Here is a 26,358-nt window from a genome sequence, read left to right as displayed (position 1 = left end):
CACAATACTGGCTGATCACGAGAATGCGTCGGCATTTTTCAGGCTCAGGCATCCACGAGGGGGAGTCGACCGGCAGCAATCGAAGGTCGAGTTCGGTGAGCTGTGCCCCCGGGTTCGGACCACTTGGGGGCCGCCGTGAGGGCACGGCGATCGCCTCTCGTTGAGGGCAGAAGACAGGCCGGATTCCAACTCGAGGGGCGGTTATTGCCGCGCGATCGGTTCCGGAAGACGCATTCCTCTCGCGTTCCAGCGTTTGCAAATCTCATCGCAGTGACGTGGACGGACCGTTTTCCCGGGTTATTGGAGCCAGTGGCACGTAAGATCGAACTCTCAGCAGAGATTGGCTGCACCTTGGGACGGAACGCGAATGGAGATCGAGAGCTCGGTTTGTTTCGACGTGAGCGTCGTCCTCGATAGGAAACCGGGTTAAATTGGAGACCAGACCTGCTCCATGGCGGCGCGGTCGTCGGCAGGGATGAGCCCCATCTGATCTGAAGGGAATGCCTTGGCCGCCGGGGCCGGTCCTGGAGGCCACGGACCATGAACGATGTGACGCGTGTCCTTTCGGCGATCGATTCGGGTGATCCGAAGGCGGCCGAGCAACTCCTGCCGCTCGTCTATGACGAGTTGCGTCGACTCGCGGTCCAGCGTCTGGCCCGGGAGCGGCCCGGCCAGACCCTCCAGGCCACGGCCCTCGTCCACGAGGCCTATGTGCGCCTCGTCGGCGACCAAGACTCCGGCTGGAACAGCCGCGGCCACTTCTTCGCCGCCGCGGCCGAGGCCATGCGCCGTGTTTTGGTCAACCGTGCCCGGGACAAGCAGCGGTTGAAGCGAGGGGGAGATCGGGATCGGATCGAGTTTGAAGAGTCCCTGGTCGCCGATGAGACCAAGATCCTGGACATCCTCGCCCTTGATGAGGCCCTCGAGGGGCTCGCCCGCGAGGAGCCCGACTGCGCCGAGCTGGTCAAGCTCCGCTTCTTCGCCGGACTGACCCAGGAGGAGGCGGCCGCCGCCCTCGGCGTGACGCGTCGGACAGCCAACCGATACTGGGCATTTGCTCGCGCCTGGCTGCGACGTGCCCTGGGCGAGGCCGAGGGACCGACTGGTTGATGACCCGGGAGAATAATCCCTGGATGCCTTGTCCCATTTCGGGCGCAGACGGGGCACTGATGGGCAGAATCCCATGGCGAGGAGGTCGACGATGCACGCCCCCGGACCGGCTCCGAGGCTGTTGGAGATCTTCAGCGAGGCCCTCGAGCTGACCTCGGCGGAGGAGCGTGCAGCCTATCTAGACCGCGTCTGCGGAGCCGACCGGGCGCTGCGGGATCGCGTCGAGGGACTGCTTGGTGCTCACATCGAGGGTGATGACTTCCTCGAGGTGCCCGCACTGGACCCGACTGACTACGGGCCGTCGGGCGACCGGACCTTGTGCGAGGCCCCGGGCTCCAGGATCGGCCACTACACGCTGCTCGAGGCCATCGGCGAGGGTGGCATGGGCACCGTCTTCATGGCCGAGCAGCGCGAGCCCGTCCGGCGACGGGTCGCCCTGAAGGTGATCAAGCCGGGGATGGACAGCAAGCAGGTGGTCGCGCGCTTCGAGGCCGAGCGCCAGGCCCTGGCCCTGATGGACCATCCCAACATCGCCAGGGTCCATGACGCGGGGACCACCGAGTCGGGGCGGCCCTACTTCGTGATGGAACTGGTCAAGGGGCTCCCGATCACCGACTATTGCGAGCGGCACCGGCTGTCGCTGGACGACCGGCTGGAGCTGTTCATTCAGGTTTGCCGGGCGGTGCAGCACGCGCACCTGAAGGGGGTGATCCACCGCGACCTGAAGCCGTCGAACATCCTCGTCACCGTGGTCGACGGCGTCGCGCTGCCCAAGGTCATCGACTTCGGCATCGCCAAGGCGACCGGCGAGACGCTGACCGACCGGACCCTCTTCACCGGCTTCCACGAGTTCGTGGGCACGCCGCTGTACATGAGCCCCGAGCAGGCGGAGCTCTCGGGGGTGGACGTCGACACGCGCAGCGACGTCTACAGCCTCGGCGTGCTGCTCTACGAGCTGCTGACCGGGACCACCCCGTTCGACCGCGAGACGCTGCGTACGGCGCCGCTTGTCGACCTTCGCCGGATCATCCGCGAGCACGAGCCTCCGACGCCCAGCACGCGGCTGAGCACGCAGGGTGCCACCACCTCCCCGACGGCCCCGGCCGTCCGCCAGACCGAACTCCGTCGGCGGTGCCAGGCGGTGCGCGGCGAGCTGGACTGGATCGTGATGAAGGCCCTGGAAAAGGATCGTCGGCGGCGGTACGAGTCGGCCGGGGCCCTGGCGGACGACGTGCGCCGCCACCTGGACGGCGAGGCGGTCGAGGCGTGTCCCCCGTCGGCGCTGTACCAGTTCGGCAAGTTCGCCCACCGGCATCGGGCGGCCCTGGCCACGGTCCTGGTCGCAGCTTTGCTGTTGACCGTCGGGGCGATCGGCTCGGCGATCGCGGCCTACCACTTCAACCGGCTGGCGTCCTCGGAGACGCGGGCCCGGCTGGCCGCCGTGGAGGCCGGTCGCCGAGCCGATCGCGACGCCGCAGAGGCCGAGCTGGCCCGCTCGCTCGCCGATCACCGGGCGACCGAGGCCCAGGCGGTGGTCGACTTCCTCGTCATCGAGATGCTCGCCTCCGCGGCCCCGGAGCAGAACCAGGGCGAGGAGGTCACGGTCGCCGACGTCCTCGAACGGGCCGCCGATCGGGTCGGCGAGCAGTTCGCCGACCAGCCGCTCATCGAGGCGTCGATCCGCCACACCCTCGGGGTCACGTACGCCAGTCTCGGGCGCTACGCCGAGGCCGAGGCCCACATGACCCGGGCCGTCGCGTTGCGGAGGGAATTCCTCGGCGTCGAGCACGCCTCGACGATCTCCTCGTCGTTCTACCTCGCTTGGATTTACAAGGTCACGGGCCGGATCGCGACGGCCGTCGGGTCCTGCGAGGAGCTCCTCGCGCTCAGCCGTCGGATCCTGGGCGACGAGGACGAGGTGACGCTGTACGGGATGGATGTGCTCGCCGATTTGTACTTCGTGCTGCGTCGGTTCGACCGGATGAAGGACCTGCACGCGGAGGCCCTGGAAATCAAGCAGCGGACGCTCGGACCGGAGGACCCGAGCACACTGGTCTCGATGGAATCGCTGGCGAAGGCGCTCGCCTGGCTCGGGAACCATCAGGAGGCGATGCCCCTGTTCGAGACGGTGATCGCGGCCTATCGGCGGACGCGACCCAACCACCCGCACATGGAGACCGCGCTCGAAGACCTGGGCGACTCGCTGGCTCGTCAGGGCCGGGGCGAGGAGGCCGCGGCGGTGTACGGCGAGGCGGTCTCGTTAGCCCTCCGCCTCCTCGGCTACGAGCCTGAGCCCAGCCGGCGGATCGTCGATAAATACCTGGGAATCTGCCTGGACGACGAGGCGAGGCGCGAATTCCTGGGAGAGCAGGTCGCTCGTGCCCGCCACGAGGCCGGCCCGGGGAGCCCGGAATGCCTCCACTGGACGGGCATGCTCGCCAGGCATCACCTCGGCCGGGGCGAACTGGACGAGGCGCAGGCGTTCTTCGAACAACTCCTCCCCGGACTGCGAAGCCGCTACGGGCCGGGGGATCGCGACACGGTCGCCACGCTGGACGCCCTCGCGAGCATCGCCCGGCTCCGCGGAGACGCCGCTTGCCATCGCCAGCTGCTCGGTGAGGCATTCGAGGCCGAGCAAGCCATCGGCCCGGGCCGCCCCGAGACGGTCCGCGCGGCCGACCGCCTCGCCCGGGTGATGGCCGAGGATGGAGAGGAGGACGAGGCGATCGGCCTGCTCGATCGGGTCGAGGCGGATTGCGAGGCGACCCTCGGCCTCGCCGATCCGACGACGCTCGAGGCCATCCGCCGGCTCGTCTCCTTCCTGGACCACCACGACCGGGCCGACGAGGCCCTCGCACTCGCCGAATCGACCCGGGGTCGAGTCCTGGCGGAGCCGGGGCCCGATCCTCGGAGGGGCCTGGAATGGACGGCGTTCCTCGCCCGGATGCGACGCGATCGCGGCGATCTCGAAGGAGCCCTGGCCCTCACCCGTCGTCTCGTCGACGACCGTCGCCGCACCCTGGGGCCGGACGACCCAGAGACCTTCTACGCGACCCTGGACATCGCAGAGTTGCTGGGCGAGCTGGACAGGCAGCCGGAGCGGGAGGCGCTGCTCGAATCGCTCGTCGAAGCGAGCATGAACATGTACACCCCGGGAGATTGGCGGGTCCAGGTCGCGACGCTGGAATTCCTCACGCATTGCATCGGGCAGGGCAAGGTCGAGGAAGCCCGGGCGTTCGTCGACGAGCGGCTGGGGCCGCCCGGCCCTGAGGCCCGACGCTCCTGGAATGACCTCGCGTCCCTCCTCCACCTCCATGGCCATTGGGAGCCCGCCGTCGAGATCCTCGACGAGGTGTTCGCGGACGCCGCCGACCGGGAGGAATCCGCGAGCGCCTCCTGGCCCGGCCCGAGCGAACAGCAACTCATCCGCGCCTCGATCCTGCGCCGCCGGTTCGGGCAGTCTCCCGGCCCGGGAGGAACGTCCAGGCCGCCGGCAGTTCCGTTGACCATCGAGGCGCCGTATCGGGCGGAGTCGCCCGTGGCCGATGGGATGATCCGCCCCGGGGAGTACGGCCCGGCGGTCGAATGGACCGTGGAGACGAACGCGAACCCCGGCCGCATGGTCCGATGGCTCGACGCGAGCCCGAGGACGCGAGACGACCTGAGCGCGTCGGTCATGGCCGCCTATTCGGACAGATCGCTCTTCCTGGGAGTCCGGGTCTTCGATTCGGCCCTCGACATCGACCCCACGTCGGATTGGCCGCACTTCAACGATAGCGTCGAGGTCTATCTCGACGGCGATCGGGCCGCGAACGACCTGATCTGGAATGCCCCCGCGTTCGGGACCCGCGAAGGGTTCCGTATCGCCTCGGACCCGGCCGGGAACCGGCTCACGACGAGCCGGCTCCTGACGAACGACGACTGGAACTGCCGCGCGGTCCTGACCGGGGACGGATACGTCATCGAGTTCGAGATCCCCCTGGAGATGATCGACACGCGAGACGGGCCCGGGTTCGAGCCGGCGGGGCCGGGGGCATTCCTGCTGATGAATCTGGCCATCAACGACAACGATCAGCCCGTCGACGCCAATCAGAGCCAGGCCGTGCTCTGGGCCGACGACCCGAGCGTCTCGCCCTATACGGGCGGTGAAGACACCTGGCCCGTCGGGCTGCACCTGATGCCGTGATCCCGGACATCGGAGGGGTGCCCGCCACATTGCTTGTTCCTATCCAAGTCTTTTTGTCCCGTGCATGTTGAGTCTCGACTCGCCAGTGAAAGTAGAAGACTCCCCCCGTTTATTTTGCAAGAGGAGCTTTTTTATGCGTGAAGAACCTCTCAATCTGTGCACGAATTCGGGTGAGGCGATGACACGGGTTCTCGTCGTTTTTTTCTTGATGACACTGGCCGTGATCGCGACATCTTGCTCCGCACGAGGCGCGGAGGAGCTCCCTGAGGATCGGCTGGTCGGCCGGCTCGGGTCGACGTTCGAGCTGCGGGACGTGCGTGGCGGCGATCCAGTCCGGCTCGGCGACTTCCTGCCGATCCCGGACCAGGGCCAGCCCCTGGCGGAGGACCTGCAAAAGAAGGCCGTGGTGCTCGTTTTCCTCGGGGTCGAGTGCCCCGTCGGGGACCTCTACATGCCCCGGCTCGCAGAGCTGGCACGCGAGTACGGGCCGAGGGGTGTCGTCTTCCTCGGGATCAATTCCAACGCACATGACGACCCGGAAGACATCGCGGCCCACGCCAGGGAGTTCGACGTGCCGTTCCCCGTGCTCAGGGATCCCGGCAACGTCGTCGCCGATGTCTATCTCGCCGGGCGGACCTGCGAGGCCGTCGTGCTCAGCCACAACGGCCGCATCCGCTATCGGGGGGCGATCGACGACCAGTACGACTTCACCACGCGCAGGGAGGACGGCACCACCACCCACTTCCTGGCCGATGCGCTCGATGCGATCCTCGACGACAAATCCCCGCCCGTCCGGGCGACCCCCGTCGTCGGCTGCCTGATCGACCGGGTCGAGGCAAGCCGGGTGGTGGCCGACATCCCGCGGATCCGACCTGCCCCGGAGGAGATCGTCGAGGCCAGGGTCGAGATCGAGGAGGCGGCGGGCCCCTTCGACCTTGGCGAGGTCTCCTACGCGGAGCACGTCGCGCCGATCCTTCAGGCGAAATGCCAGGCCTGTCACCGTCCCGATCAGGTCGGCCCGTTCCCGCTGCTGACCTTCGAGCAGGCGTACAGGCACCGCCTGATGATCCGGGAGGTGGTGTCCGATTATCGCATGCCCCCCTGGCACGCCGATCCCCGGCACGGTAGCTTCGCCAACGACCGTAGCCTCTCCCCCGAGCAACTCGCCATGCTCGTCGCCTGGGTCGACCAGGGCGCCCCCGAGGGGGACCCCACGCTTGCCCCTGAACCGGCTGAGTTCACCGAAGGGTGGACCATCGGCACCCCCGACGTCGTCATCGAGATGCCCCAGCCGTTCGTCGTGCCGGCCCAGGGGGCGGTCCGCTACCAGTACATCCGCATCCGCTCTCCCTTCGAGGAGGACACCTGGGTCCAGGCCGTCGAGGCTCGCCCCGGCGTCCCCGCCGTGGTCCACCACGTGGTCGTCTACATCGATGATGCCTCGGCTCGCGACGGCAAGGAGGAGAAGGAGGCGGGCGAGGGGGCGTTTGAGAACGTCCTCGTGACGTACGTGCCGGGCGACGCGCCGACCGTCTTCCCCGAGGGGGTGGCCCTGAAGATCCCCGCCGGGGCCGACCTCGTCTTCCAGATGCACTACACCCCGGTGGGCAAGGTCGCCGTCGATCGCTCCTCGATCGGGCTGATTCAGGCCGATCGCCCCTCCCGACGGGCGAAGACCCTGCTCGTCCTCCAGCCCAATCTAAACATCCCCCCGGGCGCCGCCGACCATCCCGAGCGGGCCGAGTACACACTTCCCAAGGATGCGACCCTCTACAGCCTCTTTCCGCACATGCACGTCCGAGGCAAGAGCTTCCGCTACAGGGCGACCTATCCCGACGGCTCGCGTGAGGTCCTCCTCTCGGTCCCGGCCTACGACTTCAACTGGCAGAGCGTCTACCGCCTCGCTGAGCCGAAGCGGCTGCCGGCAGGCACGGTGATCGAGTGCGAGGCCCACTTCGACAACTCAGCCGGCAACGCTGCCAACCCCGACCCCACCATCGAGGTCCGCTGGGGCGATCAGACCTGGGAGGAGATGCTCGCTGGCTTCCTCGACGTCACCTTCGAGGACGCTCCCCCCGACGATCTGGCCGAGGCCGGCTCCGTCGCCGGGGCGGGCGACTGAACTCGTGCGACCTGAGGCCGACCGGGTGACCGGAGTCCGCGCTCCGATCCCCGTCGCAGCGTTGGGATCGGAGTCGGGTGGCATGGTTCGATCGGCTTCCGGCAGTGAGATGTGTGGTGTGGACGCTTCGACGATCAATGGCCGACTGAAGTCCGGAGGAATGCCCGATGACCGGCCTTAGCTCCTGGAGTCGCCTGTCGCTCTCCCTGTGCGTTGCGATCCCCGTCCTTGGCCTAGGCATCTGGCCCTCGGCCTCAATCCTGCTCGAGCCTACCGAAGCAAACCCTCGTCCCGACATCGTCGAGCCGACCGACAACGAGGGCTGCGTGCCCTCTTCTGCCGTCTATTCGATCAGCCCGCAAGACTGGGCGATCCCCAACGGCAACACCACGTGGTCTTGGCTGAACTCGTGCGGCTGCCTCCAGGTCCTCGAATGAGTGTTGTGTTCTCCGGGTGAACTGCCTGACCAATCGATGACCATCCCGGCTTTGTGGCCAGGCTCACCGAATTCCGCTTCCTTCCCGCTCCCGAGGGGCGGCACCCATGACCCTCAGCGTCGGAGAAATTGATATGGACCGATTGAAATTTGTGACAGTAGTTCTCGGCTCCAGCCCACGGATGGCCTGGACGGGGCCGGTCCTGGCCGTCCTCCTTCTCGGCTTGGTCGGTGGGGACCGGGTCCAGGCCGGGGCCTCCGATGTGCCGCTGACCGTGGCAGGGCTCGACGGCCGAGAGATCCCCCTGCTGGCCCCCGACCGAGGCACGACGGTGGCGGTCTTCTATTCGACCGAGTGCCCCATCGCCAACGCCTTATGCCCCGCGCTGGCGGACATCGCAGGCGCATTCCCGGCCGACCGGATCAACCTCGTCGCCATCTGTGTCCAGGCCCAGCTCGATGAGCATCAGATCCGCGAGCACGCACGTCAGTATGGCCTCGACACCTTCCGGCTCGCCCGGGACCACCGCGGTGTCGTCGCGGAACTGATGGGGGCAACTGTGACCCCGGAGGCTTTCGTCATCGACGACAAGGGCACGATCCGCTACCAGGGCCGGATCGACGACTCCTACGCCGCTCCGGGCATCAAGCGGGCCGTCCCCCGAAGCCAGGACCTCCGGGACGCCATCGCCGCGGTCCTCGAAGGCGACCAGGTGGCCGAGCTCTATGTCGAGCCGGTGGGCTGCCCGATGCCTGTCCCCCCCTCTCCCCCGACCTACACCGAGCACGTGGCCCCGATCCTCTTCGCCAACTGCACCGAGTGCCATCGCCCGGGCGAGATCGGCCCGTTCCCGCTGCTGACCTATGAGCAGGCCCGCATCCGCGCCGGCTTCCTCGCCGACATCACCCTCGACCGCCGCATGCCCCCCTGGTCGGCCACCCCGGGCTTCGGGCCGGCCTTCGCCCACGACCGCTCGCTCTCGTCCGAGGAGATCGAGACGCTCGTCGCCTGGGCCGACGCCGACGCCCCGCATGGCCCGGGTCCGGAGCCCGAACCGCCGACCTTCTCCGACGCCGAGTGGACCTACGGGACGCCCGACATCATCCTCGACCTGCCCGAGTTCGAGATCCCCGCCGGCGGGTACGACATCTACCGCTGCTTCGTCCTCCCCTCCGGCCTCGTCGAGGACACCGAGGTCAAGGTGGTCGAGTACCAGCCGGGCAACCCCAGGGTCGTGCACCACATGCTCGGCTACGTCGACACGACCGGCCGCGCCCGGCAGCTCGACGAGGAGGAAGACGGCCCCGGCTACACCTGCTTCGGAGGGCCTCGCGTCCAGGTCGCCTCGGGGCTGGCCGGCTGGGCCCCGGGAGTCGAGCCGGAAGACTATGGCGAAGGCATCGGCCGCCGCATCCCCAAGGGTTCCGACATCGTCGTCCAGGTCCACTACCACCCCAGCGGTAAGCCGGAGACCGACCGGAGCCGGATCGGCCTCTATCTGGCCAGGAAGCCGCTCGAGCGCATCGTCGCCTCGAACATGGCGATCAATCGGAACTTCTACATCCCCGCCGGCGAGCCCAACCAGGAGGTGACGGCCGAGTGGGTCGTGCCGGAGGTCGACCTGGAGATCGTCTCGGTCACGCCCCACATGCACCAGATCGGCCGGGACATGACGATGACCGTGGATCTGCCCGACGGCTCGACCCAGGAATTGATCAAGATCGCCCGCTGGGACTTCAACTGGCAGTCGATCTACGTGCTCGAGGAGCCGATGCCCCTGCCCGTCGGCAGCAGGGTCAAGCTGGTGGCCCACTTCGACAACTCGGCCGAGAACCCCTGGAACCCGAACGACCCGCCCGAGCCGATGTTCTGGGGCGAGGCGACGACCGAAGAGATGTGCATCGGGTTCGTCGGCGTGGTCAAGGCCGACCAGGACCTGACCCGCGGCGACCCGGACGACCTCGGCGAAATCTTCGGACGCCAGTGGGAGCAGCGAGCCAAGGACGCGAAGCCGGATCGGGAACGCATCGAGGCGATCAAGGCCGAGCTGCACGCCCGACGAGAGACCGAGCCGGAGGCGCCGGCCGCCGCGGACGATCTGCGTGACGACTGACGTGTGTGTCCATTCGCGTCTCGCATGCCCGACGGCGGTACGCGGAAGGCTCCAGAGACGGTGTTCAATCGGCTCATGAGGGAGGCGGCCGCTCGATGGCCCCTCCCTTGTGAGGATTCCATCGACGACCCCGACCGCGTGCCGGGAACGGTTCGTATCGGATCCCCGCGGAGATCGCAGGGGTTCCGGTCGGCCGTCCCGGGAATCTCGGACGGGGAAACGAACCGCTTCATCTTCAAAGGAGAACCACATGAATCGACATCGAATCGCGATCCTCGTGCTGGGCTTCGGCCTGCTCGCCCCGGCGGACTCGACCCCCGCCCAGGAGCAAGAGCGGTCGACCGCCCTGGAGCAACTGCGGTCGCTGGACCCGATGGCCGGGGCCTGGAGGAGAGAAACCGAGCAAGGAGACGGGAATACCCTGATCAGTACGACCATCATCCGATGGACCGCGGACGAGGCCTTCCTGCGGATGACCTCTTGGGAGAGCGTCGAGGGGTCTTCCGAGCCGCCTCGCAACCTCGGGACGACCCTCGTCGGCTGGGATCCCGAGGCGAACCGGCTCGGGGTCTGGGCCTTCCATCACCTGGCCCGGCTGACCGGACCGGCGACCATCGCGGACGGCTCGCTGACGCTTGAGCTGACGGGCGAGCTCCTCAATCCGGGAGATGGCTCCTCCGAGGCCAGCACCACCGTCAGCCTTGAGTGCGCGGAGGACCGCCTGACCGCCTCGTACTCCGGCACCCGGCTGGGCGATCAAGCGCTTGGCGACATGACGCTCGTTTCCACGAGGTGGGAGTCGGCCGCTTCGGCGAGCTCCGGGGACGACTCCTGGAAGGCTCGGCAGTGGGAGGAATTGACCGGCAACTGGCGGGCCGATCTCCCCAACGGCGGGTACCGCATCAAGCGCATCACGGAGGGCGAAGAGATCCTCGAGACGTACAACCCGCAAGGCGAATTGGCCTTCAAGACTCGATGCGACATGGCGATCGAGCGTCACGAGGGGATCGCGTTCTTCACCGTGACCAATCGAGTCCGGCTCGACTCCGAGCCACCCACGCCCGTGCCCGGCTCTTACACCTCGATCTACAAGATCCACGACGGGAAGTGGTACGACCAGCTGCGCGGCATTTTCGCGGAGGCGGGGAATCTCGCACCCGATCGCTTCCTGGTCTATTCTCAAGTCGATGAGTCGGGGACGCTCGTCGCCGACGCCCCCGCCCAGTCGGTGCCACCCCTGGCCCTGGTTCGGGTCGAGTACATGTCGGTCCCCGAGGGCGGCGACGAGGCCTACTTGCAAACCGAACGCGTCTGGAAGCGGATCCAGGCCGCCCGCCGGACGGCCGGGGGCGTCGACCACTGGGCCGTCTACCGGGTCGATCGGAAACACAACAAGGACTCCGACTACAACTACGCCGTCGTCCACGTCTTCCACTCCCCAGACCAGATCCGCCCGGGATTCAACTACGCTGAGCTCATCGACAGCCTCGAATGGAGCGACGAGGAGCGGGCGATCCTGGAGAAGACCAACGAGACACGCGAGCTGGTCCGGAGCGACCGCTGGGCGATCGAGATCGCGGTCGATTCGGAGCGACTCAAGAACCCGGCCCGCGAACCGGGCACGACGCTCGTCATCGGGAGGATGACCTCGACCGACCCGGAGGAGCACCTTCGCCTGGAGAAGGACTACTGGTCGAGGCTCTGGGCCGAGCGTGTCCGGGGGGGAGAGCTTCAGAACTGGCTGCTCATGAGCCGGCGATCGGGTTCGGGCCCGAACATGCTGGCGGTGCATGTCGCCCCGGACCAGGACGCCCCGAAGCGGTCCGTCGCCGAACTGGAGCGGGTCGCCTTCCCCGAGGCCGACCCGGAGGAGCTTCGCCGGCAAGTCGCCAGAACGCCCGAGGTCCGAGACTGGAACGGCCATGAGGTCTGGACACTCGTCGAATGCCTTGACCCGATCGGGGAAGACTGAGCGGATCGTCCCCGGTGTGGGCACCCGGTCGTCAGCCGGGAGCGGCCAAACACGGACATCCTGACCGGCCCTGCCCCACGCACCCACCTCGTCCCGGCCCTCCCGCCGCGTTGCGGCCGATAGGCCTGGAGTCCCGACTTCCCCTTCTCCCTCCCGCTCGAGCCGTACCCGATCGGAAGGGCTTCCCGGCCCGCCATCCGCATCCCGGCGCCGAGGCGTCCTCGGGCCGGGACGACGCAGAGCGTTCTTCATCGGATGACAGAGCGCGAGATGATCCTCTGGCACGAAAGGCAGACCGATGAGCATCCACGAGGCCCCGGCCCAGAGCCAGAGCCCCGGAGATCACGCCCCGGAGGGGGCGACCCACCACGTCCGCTACCACGCCCTCGATTGCCTCCGGGCCTCGATGATGTCGCTGGGCCTGGTGATCCACGCCGCCGTATCGTATACCACGGTGTCTCTCGGTGCGGCCTGGCCCTATCAGGATCCGAGTACCAGCCCAGTCTGCGACATCCTCGTGTTTTTCATTCACACGTTCCGGATGCCCATCTTCTTCGTCCTGGCGGGATTCTTCGCGGCCCTCGTCCGTGACCGTCGTGGCCTGGGCGACCTGCTGAGGAATCGCGTCCGGCGGATCCTGATCCCGTTCGTCATCGGCTGGATCATCCTCAATCCGCTGCTCGTCTACGGGTTCCGATTCGCGAGGAAGGCCGGCGGTTTCGAACTCCCGCCCGAGGTCCGCGCCCAGTTCGGACCGACTGGGCCGTATGTGAATGGATCGACGATGCACCTTTGGTTCCTCTACTTCCTGATCATTTTTTATACGTTTGTGGCGATCCTGGACATGCTGGGTCGCCGGCTGGGCGACGGGCCCCGGAATCGGGCCGACGCCACCGTGAGAAGGATCGTCTCCTCCCCCTGGCGGGCGCTCATCCTGGCCGTGCCGACGACGCTCCTGCTGCTGACCATGAGGGCCGGCACGTTCGAGACGTCGTCCCGTTTCTTGCCCGCCCCCAAGGCTCTGATCGGCTACTTCCTGTTCTTCGGATTCGGATGGTTGCTCTACGCACAGCGCGACCTCTTGCCGAGGTTCGGCAATCGCGCCTGGCTCCACGTGTCCCTGGGTCTGCTCATCTGTCCGGTCAACCTGATCGCCGTCACAAGCTTGATGGGATCGCTCCCCGAGAGAGACCCGGTCGCCCTGATTGCCACGGCGAGCTCGGGCGCGCTGATGGTCTGGCTGTTCTTCTTCGGCTTCACGGGCCTGGTGCTGCGCTACTTCGACCATCCCATGCCCCGGCTCCGCTACCTGACCGATGCGTCTTACTGGCTCTACTTGGCCCATCTCCCGTTGATGATCTGGCTGCCGGGCGTGCTGGCGCCCTTGTCGCTGCCGGCGCTGGTGAAGATGGCCATCGTCCTCGCCGTCTCCGTGCCGATCCTGATCGTCAGCTACCACTACCTCGTGCGTCCGACCTTCATCGGCGCGACCCTCAACGGCCGGCGTTTCCCCACGAGACTGTCACCGATCGCGCCAAATTGGTTCTCCCGGAATGGCATGAAGTTAAGCCGGAACTCTATACCTCGCTTCAAGTAGCGAATCCGTTGTCGGCCCTTGCTCGCCATGCGCAAGATGGCCTCGCCTGGACACCTCAGGCGGGAGCCCTTCACCATGACCCCATCGCTCGTCTCGGCCTTGCGGCAGATTCGCGACGACCTTGCCGACCGGCTCGAGCCGCTCGCCCTGCACGACCTCTGCCAGTCCCGGGGATGTCGCTGGCGTGAGCGCGTCCTCGACCCGGTCACGACCATCCATCTGTTTCTCCTCCAGATCCTCCACCGCAACACCGCCTGCGCCCACCTGCCGCGACTCACCGGGCTCGACTTCACGGCCTCGGGGTATTGTCAGGCGCGCTCGCGACTCCCCCTGGCGATCCTCCAGGCCCTGCTCCGACGCATCGTCGAGGTATGCCAGCCTTTGACCGACGCCGCCGGGCTCTGGCACGGGCATCGCACCTGGCTCGTCGACGGGACCGGCATCAGCATGCCCGACACCCCGGATCTGCAGCGCGCCTTCGGCCAGCCGACCAACCAGGCCGTCGGCTGCGGCTTCCCGGTTGCCCGCGTCCTGGCCCTGTTCCACGCCGGCTCCGGACTGCTCCAGCAATTCATCACCGCCCCTCTACGATCGCACGAGATGTCGCGCGTCGCCCTGCTGCATCCCGAGCTCCGCACCGGCGACGTCCTGGTCGGGGACCGCGCGTTTGGCACGTTCGCCCACCTGGCCCTGCTCATGGACCGCGGGCTTCACGGCGTCTTCCGCATGAGCCAGCGGCGGGTCGTCGACTTCACCCCGGATCGAACGCGGCCGCCACGCTGGAACACGGGGAAGCTCACCGGCAAGGCACGCTCGCAGTGGGTCCGCGCCCTGGGCCCGGAGGACCAGGTCGTCGCGTGGTACAAGCCCTATGTACGGTCGGCGTGGATGACGGCCGAGGAGCACGACGCGCTGCCCGAGACCCTGACGATCCGCGAGTGTCGGTATAAGGTCAGTCGGCTCGGCTTCCGGGTCAGCTCGGTGACCCTGGTGACCACGCTGCTGGATGCCGACATGTATCCGCTCGAGGAGCTGGCCGAACTCTACCTCGCTCGGTGGGCGGTCGAGACCGATATCGGTCACTTGAAAACAACACTCGGCATGGATGTGTTGCATTGCAAGACGGAGTCGGGCGTCCTCAAGGAGCTGGCGACGTTCGCGATCGTATACAACCTGGTCCGTCTGGTCATGCTCGAGGCCAGTCGGCGACAAGGTGTCGCGGTGAACCGGGTCAGCTTCGTGGACGCGTTGCGCTGGCTTTCGTCGCCGCCGGGCTCGGCGCTGTCCAAGCTGATCGTCAACCCGAGTCGGCCGGAGCGGGTGGAACCGAGATGCAAGAAGAGGCGCGCGAAGAAGTATCCCTACATGATCCAGCCGAGAAAGGTGTTGCGACAACGCCAGCTGGAGCAACGACTTCCGGCTTAACTTCATGCCATTCCGGGAGAACCCGTTTCGCGCGATCGGTGACAGTTGGGGAAGTAACGCTCGATCAGGTTGCGGCGGTGCGCGGCGTCGAGCCGGGCCATCGGCGTGTCGATGACCGCCGGCAAGGGCCTCGTGGCGGCCCGGGCCAGTCCCCAGAGCACGGCGATGGCGAAGATCTGCTTCTCGCCCTCCGAGAGCCGCTGCTTGGACTGCTCGTGGCCGGCCTTGTCGAAGAGCGTGATGGCGAAGTCCGACGGGTCGATGTGGATGCGCTCGACCAGCGTGGTCTTGCGGAGCAGGAACCGGAAGGACTCGGTGATCAGGCCCGACAGGCGGTCGATCTTTCGCTCGGTCGCCCGGCGGAGGAACGCCTGCATCGTCGCCCTCGTCCGCCCGGCGAGCCCGACCATGCGGGCGTAGTCCTCCCACTCGAACTCAGTGTCCAGGTCGCCCTGCAGGGCCCGGTCCCGCCGGGCCTCGCACTCCTGGAGCTCTGACCGCCGGACCGCGATGGCCTCGTCGAGCCGACGGCCCTCCTCGTTCAGCTTCGCGACGTCGTGGGAACACCCTTCATGAACTTGACAACACTGTTCATTTACGAACTCAAGCTCGTTCAATCACTTTGAAGCTTGTGTCGCCGATGCCATGCGAGATTAACGGGATTCGGCCACAGCGTCCGCTCTGCTGGTAGCCGGATCTGCTGGCCGTGATACTCGCCGAGCGGGCGACCGTCCGGGCACTCCTCGACGAAGCAACCCACGGCGACGATCACCCGGCAGTCGTCGGTCAGCGACCAGAGGCCGCTGTCGAACGCCCAGTGCGCGTCCTTGCTCAGGGCCAGGCCGTTGCCGATCTCGTCGCTCCCCGAGCGGGCGAACTGGCGGATGTGGGCCGCGTCGACCAGGCTCCCGGCCGTGACCGTCGTCAGGCGGCGGCCCGTCAGGGCACATGTGTAGCTGTAGGCCGCGACCACATCGAGTCGGAATCGGGCCGAGCGCCCACTCCCCCTCGCCAGATTTGAATCCGACTCTCGAGCCACCTCGGTCGATGCCCCATCCTCCCCATCGGTCGGCTCCGGATCGCCGACCAGAATCCCGAGGACCTCTTGCTCCGGGGGCGTGAAGTAGGTGCGGATCAGGAACCGACGTGCCGCCCGTCGGAATTCCGGGTCGCGGATGGCGGCCTCGAAGGTCGGGGCGAACGAGGCGAAGCGTGCCGTTCGCGGAGTGTCCGCAGGCCCGCCATCCTCACACAAGGCGTCCCAGCAGCCATCGCTGCCGAGGTGGAAGAACGGGAGTCGCACGTCGGGCCGCTGGGTCCTGCGATGGGCGACGATGCCCCAGTAGGAGCAGAAGCGGAAGGCCAGTTCCGGCGTCAACGGCAGGACCCTGGCCGGTGGCTCCCCCTTCTCGGCCAGCTCCAGTAGGACCAGGAGCAGGAGCGGCTTGTGGGGTGCCGGTCCGCCTCGGGCCCTGTACACGTTGAGCCGCCCTAAGACCCGGAGCCAGTGCTCAGCATCCCCGTCCATTCCAGGATCCTCATCGATACCACCGTTTCCGGTACAAATCCATCATACCAGGTGGAGGCTCACCGATCGGGATTCTGGGTAGAGTGGACCGATGAGGCGGATCGCGGCGCATGCATATGCCTTCCCATACGCCTACCGATCCGCCGACATGCGACGGTCTGCGACAAGGAAGGCATAATCCGGGCCGGTCCTGCCACCGTCCCGGAAACGCCGAACGCCGCGTTTGGGACGCGGCGTTCGGCATGAAGACCAGGCTTTCAACGACGTACAAGCGGAGGAGGTGGGATTCGAACCCACGGTACCGTTGCCGGTACACCGGTTTTCGAGACCGGCCCTTTCAACCACTCAGGCACCCCTCCAGAATTTATGAGAGCTTCGTACGTGTGCGGAGCGTTCGGAAAAATTGGGAAAGTAGATTAGCACACTCGGGAGCGAGAAGTCCACCTCGAACATCGGCTTGATGATTGAGTCGCCGGTCATTCGTGATTCGGAAAAGAGAATCACAGGCTCCTGCCTTGGGATCAGGCACACCGTAATAGACTGAAGACAGCCGAGCAAGGACTATTGAGCCTGCGCACATTGAACAGGGTTCGAGTGTCACGTACAGCTTGCAGTGATCGAGCCGCCAGGTGCCAAGGGCTTTCCCGGCCAGCGAAATTGCCAATCGTTCGGCGTGTGCGGTTGGGTCAGAGAGTGTCTCCCGAAGATTGAACGCTTCCGCAACAATGCGGTGCCCTTGCGTGATGACGGCACCCACGGGCACTTCACCGAGCCGTTCTGCTTCACGGGCCAACTCAATGGCGCGTCGCATCGCCGCAATGTCACCAGCAGAGAACAGTTGTCCAGAGGGCGAGAGAACGGGGTTCAACCTCGATGGTGAGGAAAACGATCCGGACAATCAGGCACACGGTCGCTCTGATTGAGATGTCTTATCATCTCCTGCAAACCTTGGAGAGTCAAGGTGCCAGCTCAGGAGCCCCAAGGCACAAAGCGATCCTGGGTGACGAGGAACTGACACGAGTACGGATGGTGGGCATACGATTCAGTCGGGGACCGATTCGATTGGCTTTGCGCGAAAGGTGTCGAAGACCACGAAACGGTGTCGAAGACCACGAAGATGTCACGCGGATGAGCTCTGCGATTGTGGATGAACACGACCGGGATTCGGAATTCATAAAGCGGTTTCATCTCACTTCGGAACAGACGCTTGATCGTTTCGATGGTTGAAGAACGGTGAGTCCCCAAAGCCGAGGCTTACTCTGTTCGGTCGTGATTGGCTTGTGAGGGTGGTTGTGGGAAGATTAAGATCTTCGAAGTGTGCCTGAGAGCGGCATCCCTCGCTCTGTCCAAGGCGCGTCGACGCCAGCCCATCCTCCTCCACTCCGAGGCCCCGCCAATGCCTCGTTCCATTCTGATTGGATTCGTCGTGCTCATCTCCGGGGTGAACCCGGCTCGAGGAGCGTTTGAAGACGAACTGCCCATCGTATTCAACCGGGATATTCGCCCAATCCTGTCAGATAATTGTCTTTTCTGTCATGGTCCCGATCCCTCGGATCGACGCGGAAGCCTGCGACTCGACCAGTTGGATGATGCTCGGGCCGACCGAGGGGGATATCGGGTCATCGATCGAGATAATCCCGAGGCAAGCGAGCTGCTTTTTCGGATCACGTCCGAGGACGAACTGGATCGGATGCCTCCTCCCGACTCGGGCAAGGAGTTGACGAACGAGCAGATCGAACTCCTCCGCAGGTGGATTGCCGAGGGCGCGGAGGACCAGCCGCACTGGAGCTTCGTGCCGCTGTCTCGACCACCCTTGCCAGACGTCACCAACACGTCCTGGCCCGTCAATCCGATCGACCAGTTCCTGTTGTCCCGGATCGAGGCGGAGGGCCTCTCCCCTGCCCCGGAAGCGGATCGGGTCACCCTGGGTCGGCGGGTTGCCCTTGATCTGACCGGCCTGCCTCCCGAGCGAGATGCCCTGAATCGATTGATCGAGGGTGATCGAGCAGGAGTCTATGAGCGATATGTCGAGGAACTGCTCGCATCTCCCCGATACGGCGAACGGATGGCGATTCTCTGGCTCGACCTGGTGCGGTACGCCGATACAGTCGGATACCACGGCGACCAGGAGCATCACGCAACCCCCTACCGGGATTACGTGGTCAACGCATTCAATAAGAATATGCCGTTCGACCAGTTCACGCATGAGCAACTCGCCGGAGATCTCCTGTCCAACGCGTCGATCGATCAGCAAATCGCTTCCGGTTACAACCGATTGCTCCAGACGACGCACGAGGGAGGGGCTCAGGACGGCGAGTACCTGGCCAAGTATGCCGCTGACCGTGTTCGAAATGTCTCGGCCGTCTGGCTCGGGGCCACGATGGGCTGCGCCGAGTGCCACGATCACAAGTATGATCCGTACGCTCAGCGGGACTTTTACCGACTCGCCGCGTTCTTCGCGGACCTCGATCAACGAGGAGCCTATCCCGGTCCCGACGCCACGCCGACGGTGCGAGCCCCCGAAATTGATGTCCTCGACCCCATCGATCGGCGTGCGCTTCTCGAAGTCGAACAGGCCATCGAGGCGTTGAAGAACGCCGAGGGTCACGAGAACGACCTGGAGGAACTGGAACGCCGTCGCGAGGCCATCACTGCCCGGGCGAGACGAACGATGGTCAGCGTTTCGGTCGAGCCTCGCATTACGCGGGTTCTCGCCCGGGGTGACTGGATGGACACGACCGGAGAGGTGGTCGATCCGGGGGTCCCCGAGGTGCTTCCTGAGCTGGAAACCTCGGCCTCGCGTGCCAGCCGGCTGGACCTGGCGCGATGGCTCACCCGTCCTGATCATCCGCTGACGGCTCGTGTCTTCGTCAACCGGCTCTGGAATCATTTCTTCGGTCGCGGCCTTTCCCGATCACTCGACGACACCGGCTTGCAAGGCGACATGCCAAGCCATCCGGAACTACTGGACTGGCTCGCCGTGGAATTCGTGGAAAGCGGCTGGGATGTGAAACACCTGATCCGATTGATCGTCACGTCCCGAGCGTATCGACAATCGTCGATCCCCGACCCGGCCATGCTCAAGGCCGATCCCGCTAACGATCTGTTTGCCCGTCAGGAGCGGTTCCGACTGCCTGCGGAAGTGATTCGAGATCAGGCGCTCGCCATCAGTGGTCTGCTGGTGGAACAGCTTGGCGGCCCCAGCGCACGCCCGTATCAACCCGAAGGGTACTACGCTCATCTGAATTTCCCGAAACGCCAGTACCTCGCCGACACCGACCAGAACCAGTACCGACGAGGGCTGTACGTCCACTGGCAACGCCAGTTTCTCCATCCGATGCTCCGTGCCTTCGATGCGCCAACCCGAGAAGAGTGCACCACCAAGCGGCCGTCGAGCAATACGCCGATCGGTGCCTTGACCTTGCTGAATGATCCGAGCTTCGTCGAGGCCGCGCGGGTTCTGGCGGCTCGGGTGCTGCTGGAAACCGAGGGGAACGATCACGACCGGTTGGCGGCGGCCTGGCGATCGACCTTGATCCGAGAGCCGGACGCTCCCGAGCTGGCAGCCTTGCAGCGGTTGCTGGATGCCTCTCGAACCCGGTACGACGCTGACCCCGCCGCAGCGTCGGCAGTCTGCTCGACGGGGATGGCCGAAGTTCCCGAGCCACTCGACCGGGTCGAACTGGCCGCATGGACCGCCGTGTGTCGGGCGCTCCTGAACTTGCACGAGACGATCACTCGATTCTGATTGCCGGAGACCTTGCCCGATGCATCCGATCGAAGGCCATCACCTGCGTCTCTCCCGCCGCGCATTCCTCGGTCAAAATTCGATGAGCCTGGGAGCGGCGGCCCTGGCGACCCTTCTCGGCGGAGTTCAATCGTCGGTTGCTTCGGATCAGAACCGACTCGCGGGAGGGGCCGATCAGAGGGGTGGACTGCCACATCTGCCTCACTTCGCCCCTCGGGCAAAACGGGTCATTTTTCTCTACATGGCTGGTGGACCAAGCCATCTGGAAACGTTCGACTTCAAGCCTGAACTGGCCCGCATGGATGGCCGGCCCATGCCCGAGTCGTTCACCGCAGGCCAACCGATTGCTCAGCTGCAGGGCCAGGAGCTGAAGTGCCTCGGGCCTCAGTTCCGCTTTCGCAAGCATGGTGAGTCGGGTTTGGAAATTGCCGATTGCCTCCCGGAGCTTGCAAAAGTTTCTGACGATCTGTGCATTCTTCGATCCATGTACACCGACCAGATCAACCATGATCCGGCCCATACGGTGATGAACACCGGCACGTCGATTTCGGGACGGCCGAGCATGGGGTCCTGGGTCACGTACGGGCTTGGAAGCGAGGCGGACGATCTGCCGGGGTTTGTCGTTTTGACAAGTGAAGGCGGACGAAACCCCCAGCCGATTTCCTCTCGACAATGGGGCAGCGGCTTCCTGCCCGGCAAGTATCAAGGAGTCCAATTCAATTCGGTGGGAAGCCCTGTTCATTATCTGGAGAACCCGCCCGGCGTGGACCGATCGGGACAGCGCCAACTGATCGACACGGTCAACGAACTGAATGCGCTGGGCAATGAACGATGGCACGACCCGGAGCTGGAAACGCGGATTGCGCAGTATGAACTCGCCTCTCGGATGCAGATGAGCATTCCCGAACTGGCCGATTTCCGAGACGAGCCTGAACATATTCTTCGTTCCTATGGGACGAGCGGGGCCGATGGTTCCTTCGCCGCGAACTGCCTGATGGCCCGTCGCCTGGCGGAGCGAGGGGTCCGATTCATCCAGCTTTATCACCGGGGGTGGGACCATCACGGCGACCTGGTCCGTTACATGGACACCTGTTGTCACCTCTGCGATGGCCCCTCTGCCGCCCTCATCGCGGATTTGAAGCAGCGAGGGATGCTCGAAGACACCCTGGTGATCTGGGGAGGCGAGTTTGGCCGCACCCCGATGTTCCAGGGCAAGGGACAGGACGCCGGCCGCGATCATCACATCAAAGGATTTTCGATGTTCCTTGCCGGTGGTGGAATCCGAGGTGGCCAGACCTACGGCGCGACCGATGAACTCGGATACAACGCTGTCGAGAATCCGACCCATGTTCGGGACCTGCACGCGACGATGCTGCATCTGCTTGGGATCGATCACGAACGCTTCACACACAAGTTCCAGGGGCTCGACATGAAGCTCACGGGCGTGGAAGATGCCCGAGTTCTGACCGAATTGCTGACCTGAGCAAATTCGAGAGATCCTCTCCCTTGAATGGACGACGGAGACCCACTGATGCCTGACCGCCGCTGCTCTGCCGCGATCGCCTCGCTCGCTCTGATGCTGTTCCCGAGCGTTTCCTCCGCCCAGAAGCCTCCCCCGCCCAATCAGGGACCTCCGGCCGTTTATCCCCGGGTGAGCGTCACCACCTGGTTTCAGGTCGATCCCGAGTGGCCGGGCACACCAGACGGCATGCCGGGAGGTCACGTCCCGGGCATCGCGGTTGGTCCCGATGGGAACGTTTACGTGGCCGTCCGCGCCGAGCCTCCCATTCGCGTGTTCAAGCCCGATGGCACCTTTGTCCGAGCCTTCGGTGAAGGCGAGAACTCGATGGTCCATCACCTCAAGTTCGACCCCGAAGGAAACCTCTGGGTCGCCGATGTCGGTGATCATACTTTGAAGCAGTATTCGACCTCCGGGGAACTGCTCAAGACGCTCGGAACTCCGAACGAGAAGGGTTGCGACGAGACTCACTTCAATATGCCCACGGACATTGTCGTCACCGAGGCCGGCGATCATTTCGTGTCCGATGGCTACGGGAATGGCCGGGTCGTCCACTTTGACAAGGACGGTAACTTCGTCAAGTCGTGGGGCGAGCTCGGGATCGAGCCCGGCCAGTTCAGCATCGCCCACGCGATTGCGATCGACTCAAAAGGGCGGCTCTACGTCGCCGATCGCAACAACGTTCGGATCCAGATTTTCGACCAGGAAGGAACTCTGCTCGACACCTGGGCCAACATCATTGTGCCCTGGGGCTTCTGGGTCACCCCCGAGGATGAGATCTGGGTCTGTGGATCGTCTCCGATGCCCTGGCGCGTCGAGGACATCACCCTCGGTTGCCCGCCGAAGGATCAGGTCTTCATGAAGTTCTCGACCGAGGGCCGATTGCTCATGCAGTGGTCCGTACCCAAGGGAGAGGACGGCCACGAGCATCCGGGCGATTGCAACTGGGTCCACTGCATCGCCGCCGACACGGAGGGGAATCTCTATGTCGGCGATATTATCGGTGAACGGGCTCAGAAGTTTGTTCCGATCACCAATGGAGCAATTGCCGGTCCCGTTGCAGACGCAGGAGACGAATGATCGGTCTGTTCCAGAACGGTTCGAATGACTTCCGTAACAGCGATCGAACACGGACGGACTCGATGTCGAGTTCGTCCGTGTTTTCGTTAGGATTCATGGATCGCCGCGAACTCATGTCTGGCAATCAAATTTTCAGAAAGAGTTTCCGCCGGTACATCCAGTAAAGCAACAGCCACATGATTCCCAGCACCGCGGCGCCGTGTACCAAACGTTCGTACGGGTCGCCGAATGCCCGAAACGTCTCAGCTCCGAGGTGACGGGTGAGTGCATCGCCGATGAATCCCTCGATGAGCCAGCTCATCAGATATGCGGCGATGGAGTTCATCCCAATCACGACGAGGGGAAAAACCCATCGTTTCCACCCGAATCCATCAATCACCCCGTAGGCCGCTCCGAGGAACAGGAAGCACCAGCCACCGCTGAACAACACCCAACTTGGCGTCCAGATCCGCTTGACCACTGGGCAGAGTTCGAGTTCTCCGAGCCCCCAACCGGCGGCCATTGAGATCGCGCCGGCCGCGAGTAACCAGCTGACTTTCCCTCGGTTCGTTCGAGTCCCTCGAAGCACCTCACCGGCGATCAAGCCCAACGTCATCGTCGCCAGCGTCGGGACAAAATTCAGGGTCGCGTAACCCCCCCCGTTAAACTGGAACGGCTCGCTTCGCGGAAACAGATTGAGAAACCAGCGATCGAACGCCCACGCCAGGTTTGTGTTCTTGTTCCAATGGGCAGCCAGTCCGTCCATCAGATGAGGCCAATCGGGCGGGACCCCGACATCCTGAAGATTGAACGTGGGGCCTGGGAGGGGATAGAGAACGAAGGCAACCCACGTCCCGACGAGGAGCAAGGCAACGGCGAACCAACGGTCGCGTTGGGGTCGCAACCCAAGCAGAAACAAAAAGGGATACCCTAACCCGATTTGCGTCAATGTATCTTCAAAGGTGTAGTTGGTTCCAGGCTTTCCGAGCGACCTGAGAAAGATTCCCAACGCGACGAGAATCGCGGCGCGCCAGATCGCGTGGAAAAACAACCGACGTCGAGATTGCCCGTGTGCGCTCCGGCTTGCCAGCGAGAACGGCAGGGAGACTCCGACCAGAAACGAGAATGATGGTTGAATCAGGTCATGAAGCGAGCATCCAATCCATTCGACATGAGATTGATGATACCCCAGGAAGTCCCAGAATGGGCTCCCCGGCACCGCGGCGGCCACACCGGCAAAGTGCATGACCTCGGCCATCATCAGAAACATCACGAGGCCCCGATAGGCGTCGATGGACGCCAGGCGGCCCGGGGAGGGTTGCGGCGAGGGAGACGTGCTCATGGTGCGGTTCGACCCTGGATCGTGCGAATGTCGGCCCCACCTCGGATCGCAACTCAACGCGTTGTTCCGAGGCGGGCAGGACAGGTTCTTCACCGTCACCGCGTGATCGGATTGCTTGCCCGGAATGCCTAACCGACCAGTTCTTGGATCGGCTCTCCGGTTTCGATCAGCGGGACCGGCCGTCGCGTACGATCCTCGAACATGACGTGGCGGGAATCAATGCCGAGATGGTGGTAAATTGTTGCACACACATCCTGAGGACTCACGGGGCGATCGACCACCGTTTCACCACGGGCACTGCTTCGCCCGATGATCTGCCCCATCCGCATTGACCCACAACCGAACAAGACGCTAAAGGTCTTGCCCCAGTGGTCGCGTCCCGCATCCTTGTTCATCCGAGGGGTCCGGCCGAACTCTCCCATGGCGACGATCAGCGTCGAATCATAAAGCCCACGATCGATCAGATCATCAACGAGTGCCCCGATGGCCATGTCGAGCGGCGGGATCAGCTGGCGAGCCCCTTCCTCGGTCTTCAATTGGTTGCCGGTCCCATGATGGTCCCACGGCACGCAATTGACGGTCACGAACGGCACGCCTGCTTCGACCAGCCGTCGAGCCATCAAGGCACTTTGGCCAAAGGTATGCCGCCCGTAACGATCGCGCAAGGCGTCCGGTTCCGAGGCGATGTCGAAGGCTCGGGCGACGGCCTTGCCGGCAAGCATGTCGAAGGCTCGGCCGAAATGGTCGTCGAGATCTCCCAGAGCGGGCTCGGCCCAGCGACGCTGGGCATCGAGCGTTTCGAGCAGGGTCCGACGGTCCTCAAGGCGAGCCATGGACAGCTCTCCGGGACGTTGGAGGTTCCTGACCCGGAACTTCGGATCGTTCGGATCCGACTCGACGATAAAGGGATTGGCACCGCCTCCGAGATAGGCTGCATAGTGGAAAAAGTTGTCCGTCCCTCCTCGAAGATGAGGAACGGCGACGTAAGGAGGAATGCCGGGCCTTCGCTCGCCGATCAGTCGGGCCACGGCCGAGCCCATCGCAGGCCGACGTTGCACCTTGTTGTCGGCGGCATTGAAGGCGGGGCCTTCGAAGCCGGTGAGCATCCAGTGATTGCCCTTGGTGTGGTCACCCGATCCGTGATTGACGGTTCGGACAATCGCGAGACGATCGGCCCTCCTGGCATTCTCGGGCATCAGCTCACCAAACTGGACACCCGGCAGGCGAGTCGGGATGGCTCCAAAGGGGCCTCGGAAGCCATCGGGGGCTTCGGGCTTCGGGTCCCAGGTTTCCATATGCCCGGGTCCGCCACTGAGCCAGAGGAGAATGACACTTCGATCGGTGTTGGCACCGGAGGTCATTCCCGCAGCTCGAAGTCTCAGGAGATCGGGAAGCGTCAGACCACCAAGCCCGAGAATCCCTGCCTGAAGAAAGCTCCGACGGGTCACCCCATCGCAGTCTCGTGAACCAGCACCAAGGATCTTGAGCATCGAGGAGACTCCCGTTCGGCGAGGGTTGATCAGACGAACCATTCTCGATCGGATGCTCGCTCTGAGGAGTTGAGGAGCAACCCAGCTTCACCTGACAAAGGAGGATGACCAGACGATCGTTTTGGTTTCAAGGGTTCTCCTGAGACCATACCAAAACGGAACCCCGACGTTCCGCATAAACGTCGAGGTTCCGAGGATTGCGGCGATCGAGGATTGGTCAACGCTCGGGAGTGGGAGCCTCGTCTGGCTTGGGTTCTCCCTTGATCGCTTCCCCGGCGTTCTTCACCGCTTCACCCGTCGTATCCGTCGCACCGGTGGCCTTCTCGCCAACTTCACCGGCTGCGTCTTCAATCTTCTGACCGGTTTCTTCAAGTCCGACCGCCTTTGCCGCCTCACCAACCTTCTCGGTCGTCGTCTCAGCGGCTTGTCCGACCTCATCGGAGGAGGCCTCGATCTTCTCACCCACCGATTCGACAGCCTCTCCCGTTGCCTGACGAGCAGAATCAACGGCGTCACCCGCGGAATCCACGGCCGAATCGAGCATCGCTCCAGCTTGCTCCGTAATCGACTCCGGAGCGGCCTCCCCAGTCGCGTCCACGGCATTCGTCACGTCTGCCGGTTGCTCGCTGGCACAGCCAAGCGTCAACAGCGAGGCGGTCAGGATCCCGAACCCACTGGCCCATGATTTGAGCACAGGACTCATCGGTGTG

The 26,358-nt window shown here is 64.7% G+C and carries 17 protein-coding genes and 1 tRNA gene; 11 read left to right on the top strand and 7 right to left on the bottom strand.

What is annotated here, in order from left to right; genetic code table 11:
* The first annotated feature begins 540 nt into the window (after window positions 1-540).
* The 8 genes from GA615_RS10050 to GA615_RS10015 all read left to right on the top strand — a co-directional run bounded on the left by GA615_RS10050 (window position 541) and on the right by GA615_RS10015 (window position 14,962).
* Entirely contained in the window at window positions 541-1,110 is a 570-nt protein-coding gene (locus GA615_RS10050; RefSeq protein WP_152051149.1) for a sigma-70 family RNA polymerase sigma factor, read from the top strand.
* Window positions 1,111-1,201: 91 nt separating this feature from the next.
* The gene (locus GA615_RS10045; protein WP_235905296.1) at window positions 1,202-5,296 is read left to right on the top strand and encodes a protein kinase domain-containing protein; all 4,095 of its coding nucleotides are present in this window, start codon (window positions 1,202-1,204) and stop codon (window positions 5,294-5,296) included.
* Between the two features lie 220 nt (window positions 5,297-5,516).
* Complete coding sequence (locus GA615_RS10040) at window positions 5,517-7,418, top strand: redoxin domain-containing protein (RefSeq protein WP_161602262.1); 1,902 nt, start codon at window positions 5,517-5,519, stop codon at window positions 7,416-7,418.
* A gap of 167 nt (window positions 7,419-7,585) precedes the next feature.
* Window positions 7,586-7,855, top strand: coding sequence for a hypothetical protein (locus tag GA615_RS10035; RefSeq protein ID WP_152051146.1), 270 nt, complete (start codon window positions 7,586-7,588; stop codon window positions 7,853-7,855).
* Window positions 7,856-7,988: 133 nt separating this feature from the next.
* Window positions 7,989-9,968, top strand: coding sequence for a redoxin domain-containing protein (locus GA615_RS10030; protein ID WP_161602261.1), 1,980 nt, complete (start codon window positions 7,989-7,991; stop codon window positions 9,966-9,968).
* Between the two features lie 250 nt (window positions 9,969-10,218).
* Window positions 10,219-11,940, top strand: coding sequence for a hypothetical protein (locus GA615_RS10025; RefSeq protein WP_152051144.1), 1,722 nt, complete (start codon window positions 10,219-10,221; stop codon window positions 11,938-11,940).
* A gap of 298 nt (window positions 11,941-12,238) precedes the next feature.
* Entirely contained in the window at window positions 12,239-13,537 is a 1,299-nt protein-coding gene (locus GA615_RS10020; protein WP_152051143.1) for an acyltransferase family protein, read from the top strand.
* A gap of 75 nt (window positions 13,538-13,612) precedes the next feature.
* Window positions 13,613-14,962 carry an IS4 family transposase gene (locus tag GA615_RS10015; protein WP_152051142.1) on the top strand — a complete coding sequence of 450 codons (1,350 nt, stop codon included), beginning with the start codon at window positions 13,613-13,615 and terminating at the stop codon, window positions 14,960-14,962.
* A 2-nt stretch (window positions 14,963-14,964) separates the two neighbouring features.
* On the opposite strand, the gene GA615_RS10010 is transcribed toward GA615_RS10015, so the two are convergent.
* From GA615_RS10010 to GA615_RS09995, 4 genes are all read right to left on the bottom strand, one after another.
* Window positions 14,965-15,579, bottom strand: coding sequence for a hypothetical protein (locus tag GA615_RS10010; protein WP_152051141.1), 615 nt, complete (start codon window positions 15,577-15,579; stop codon window positions 14,965-14,967).
* Window positions 15,576-16,490: an HNH endonuclease gene (locus GA615_RS10005; RefSeq protein WP_152051140.1), complete on the bottom strand. Its 915-nt coding sequence runs from the start codon at window positions 16,488-16,490 to the stop codon at window positions 15,576-15,578. Before GA615_RS10005 ends, GA615_RS10010 begins: the two co-directional genes overlap by 4 nt.
* A gap of 272 nt (window positions 16,491-16,762) precedes the next feature.
* Window positions 16,763-16,849: transfer RNA gene (locus GA615_RS10000), tRNA-Ser, on the bottom strand.
* Between the two features lie 5 nt (window positions 16,850-16,854).
* Entirely contained in the window at window positions 16,855-17,301 is a 447-nt protein-coding gene (locus tag GA615_RS09995; RefSeq protein ID WP_152051139.1) for a nucleoside deaminase, read from the bottom strand.
* Between the two features lie 585 nt (window positions 17,302-17,886).
* On the opposite strand from GA615_RS09995, the gene GA615_RS09990 reads away from it, so the two are divergent.
* The 3 genes from GA615_RS09990 to GA615_RS09980 are packed head-to-tail and all read left to right on the top strand — an operon-like array spanning window position 17,887 to window position 22,837.
* The gene (locus GA615_RS09990; RefSeq protein ID WP_152051138.1) at window positions 17,887-20,238 is read left to right on the top strand and encodes a PSD1 and planctomycete cytochrome C domain-containing protein; all 2,352 of its coding nucleotides are present in this window, start codon (window positions 17,887-17,889) and stop codon (window positions 20,236-20,238) included.
* A 19-nt stretch (window positions 20,239-20,257) separates the two neighbouring features.
* Window positions 20,258-21,721, top strand: coding sequence for a DUF1501 domain-containing protein (locus GA615_RS09985; protein ID WP_152051137.1), 1,464 nt, complete (start codon window positions 20,258-20,260; stop codon window positions 21,719-21,721).
* A 48-nt stretch (window positions 21,722-21,769) separates the two neighbouring features.
* Window positions 21,770-22,837: a peptidyl-alpha-hydroxyglycine alpha-amidating lyase family protein gene (locus GA615_RS09980; RefSeq protein ID WP_161602260.1), complete on the top strand. Its 1,068-nt coding sequence runs from the start codon at window positions 21,770-21,772 to the stop codon at window positions 22,835-22,837.
* A gap of 124 nt (window positions 22,838-22,961) precedes the next feature.
* Here the strand turns inward: GA615_RS09980 and GA615_RS09975 are convergent, their stop codons facing one another.
* The 3 genes from GA615_RS09975 to GA615_RS09965 form a co-directional block, all read right to left on the bottom strand.
* Window positions 22,962-24,158: an acyltransferase family protein gene (locus GA615_RS09975; protein WP_235905292.1), complete on the bottom strand. Its 1,197-nt coding sequence runs from the start codon at window positions 24,156-24,158 to the stop codon at window positions 22,962-22,964.
* A 128-nt stretch (window positions 24,159-24,286) separates the two neighbouring features.
* A complete protein-coding gene (locus GA615_RS09970) occupies window positions 24,287-25,648 on the bottom strand; it encodes a DUF1501 domain-containing protein (protein ID WP_152051135.1) in 1,362 nt (453 codons plus the stop codon).
* A gap of 217 nt (window positions 25,649-25,865) precedes the next feature.
* A complete protein-coding gene (locus tag GA615_RS09965) occupies window positions 25,866-26,351 on the bottom strand; it encodes a hypothetical protein (RefSeq protein WP_152051134.1) in 486 nt (161 codons plus the stop codon).
* Between the last annotated feature and the right edge of the window lie 7 nt (window positions 26,352-26,358).

The sequence above is a fragment of the Tautonia marina genome (assembly GCF_009177065.1).
Lineage (GTDB): Bacteria > Planctomycetota > Planctomycetia > Isosphaerales > Isosphaeraceae > Tautonia > Tautonia marina.
Note: the sequence above shows the minus strand (reverse complement) of the source record. Positions and strands in the feature narration are given on the sequence as shown.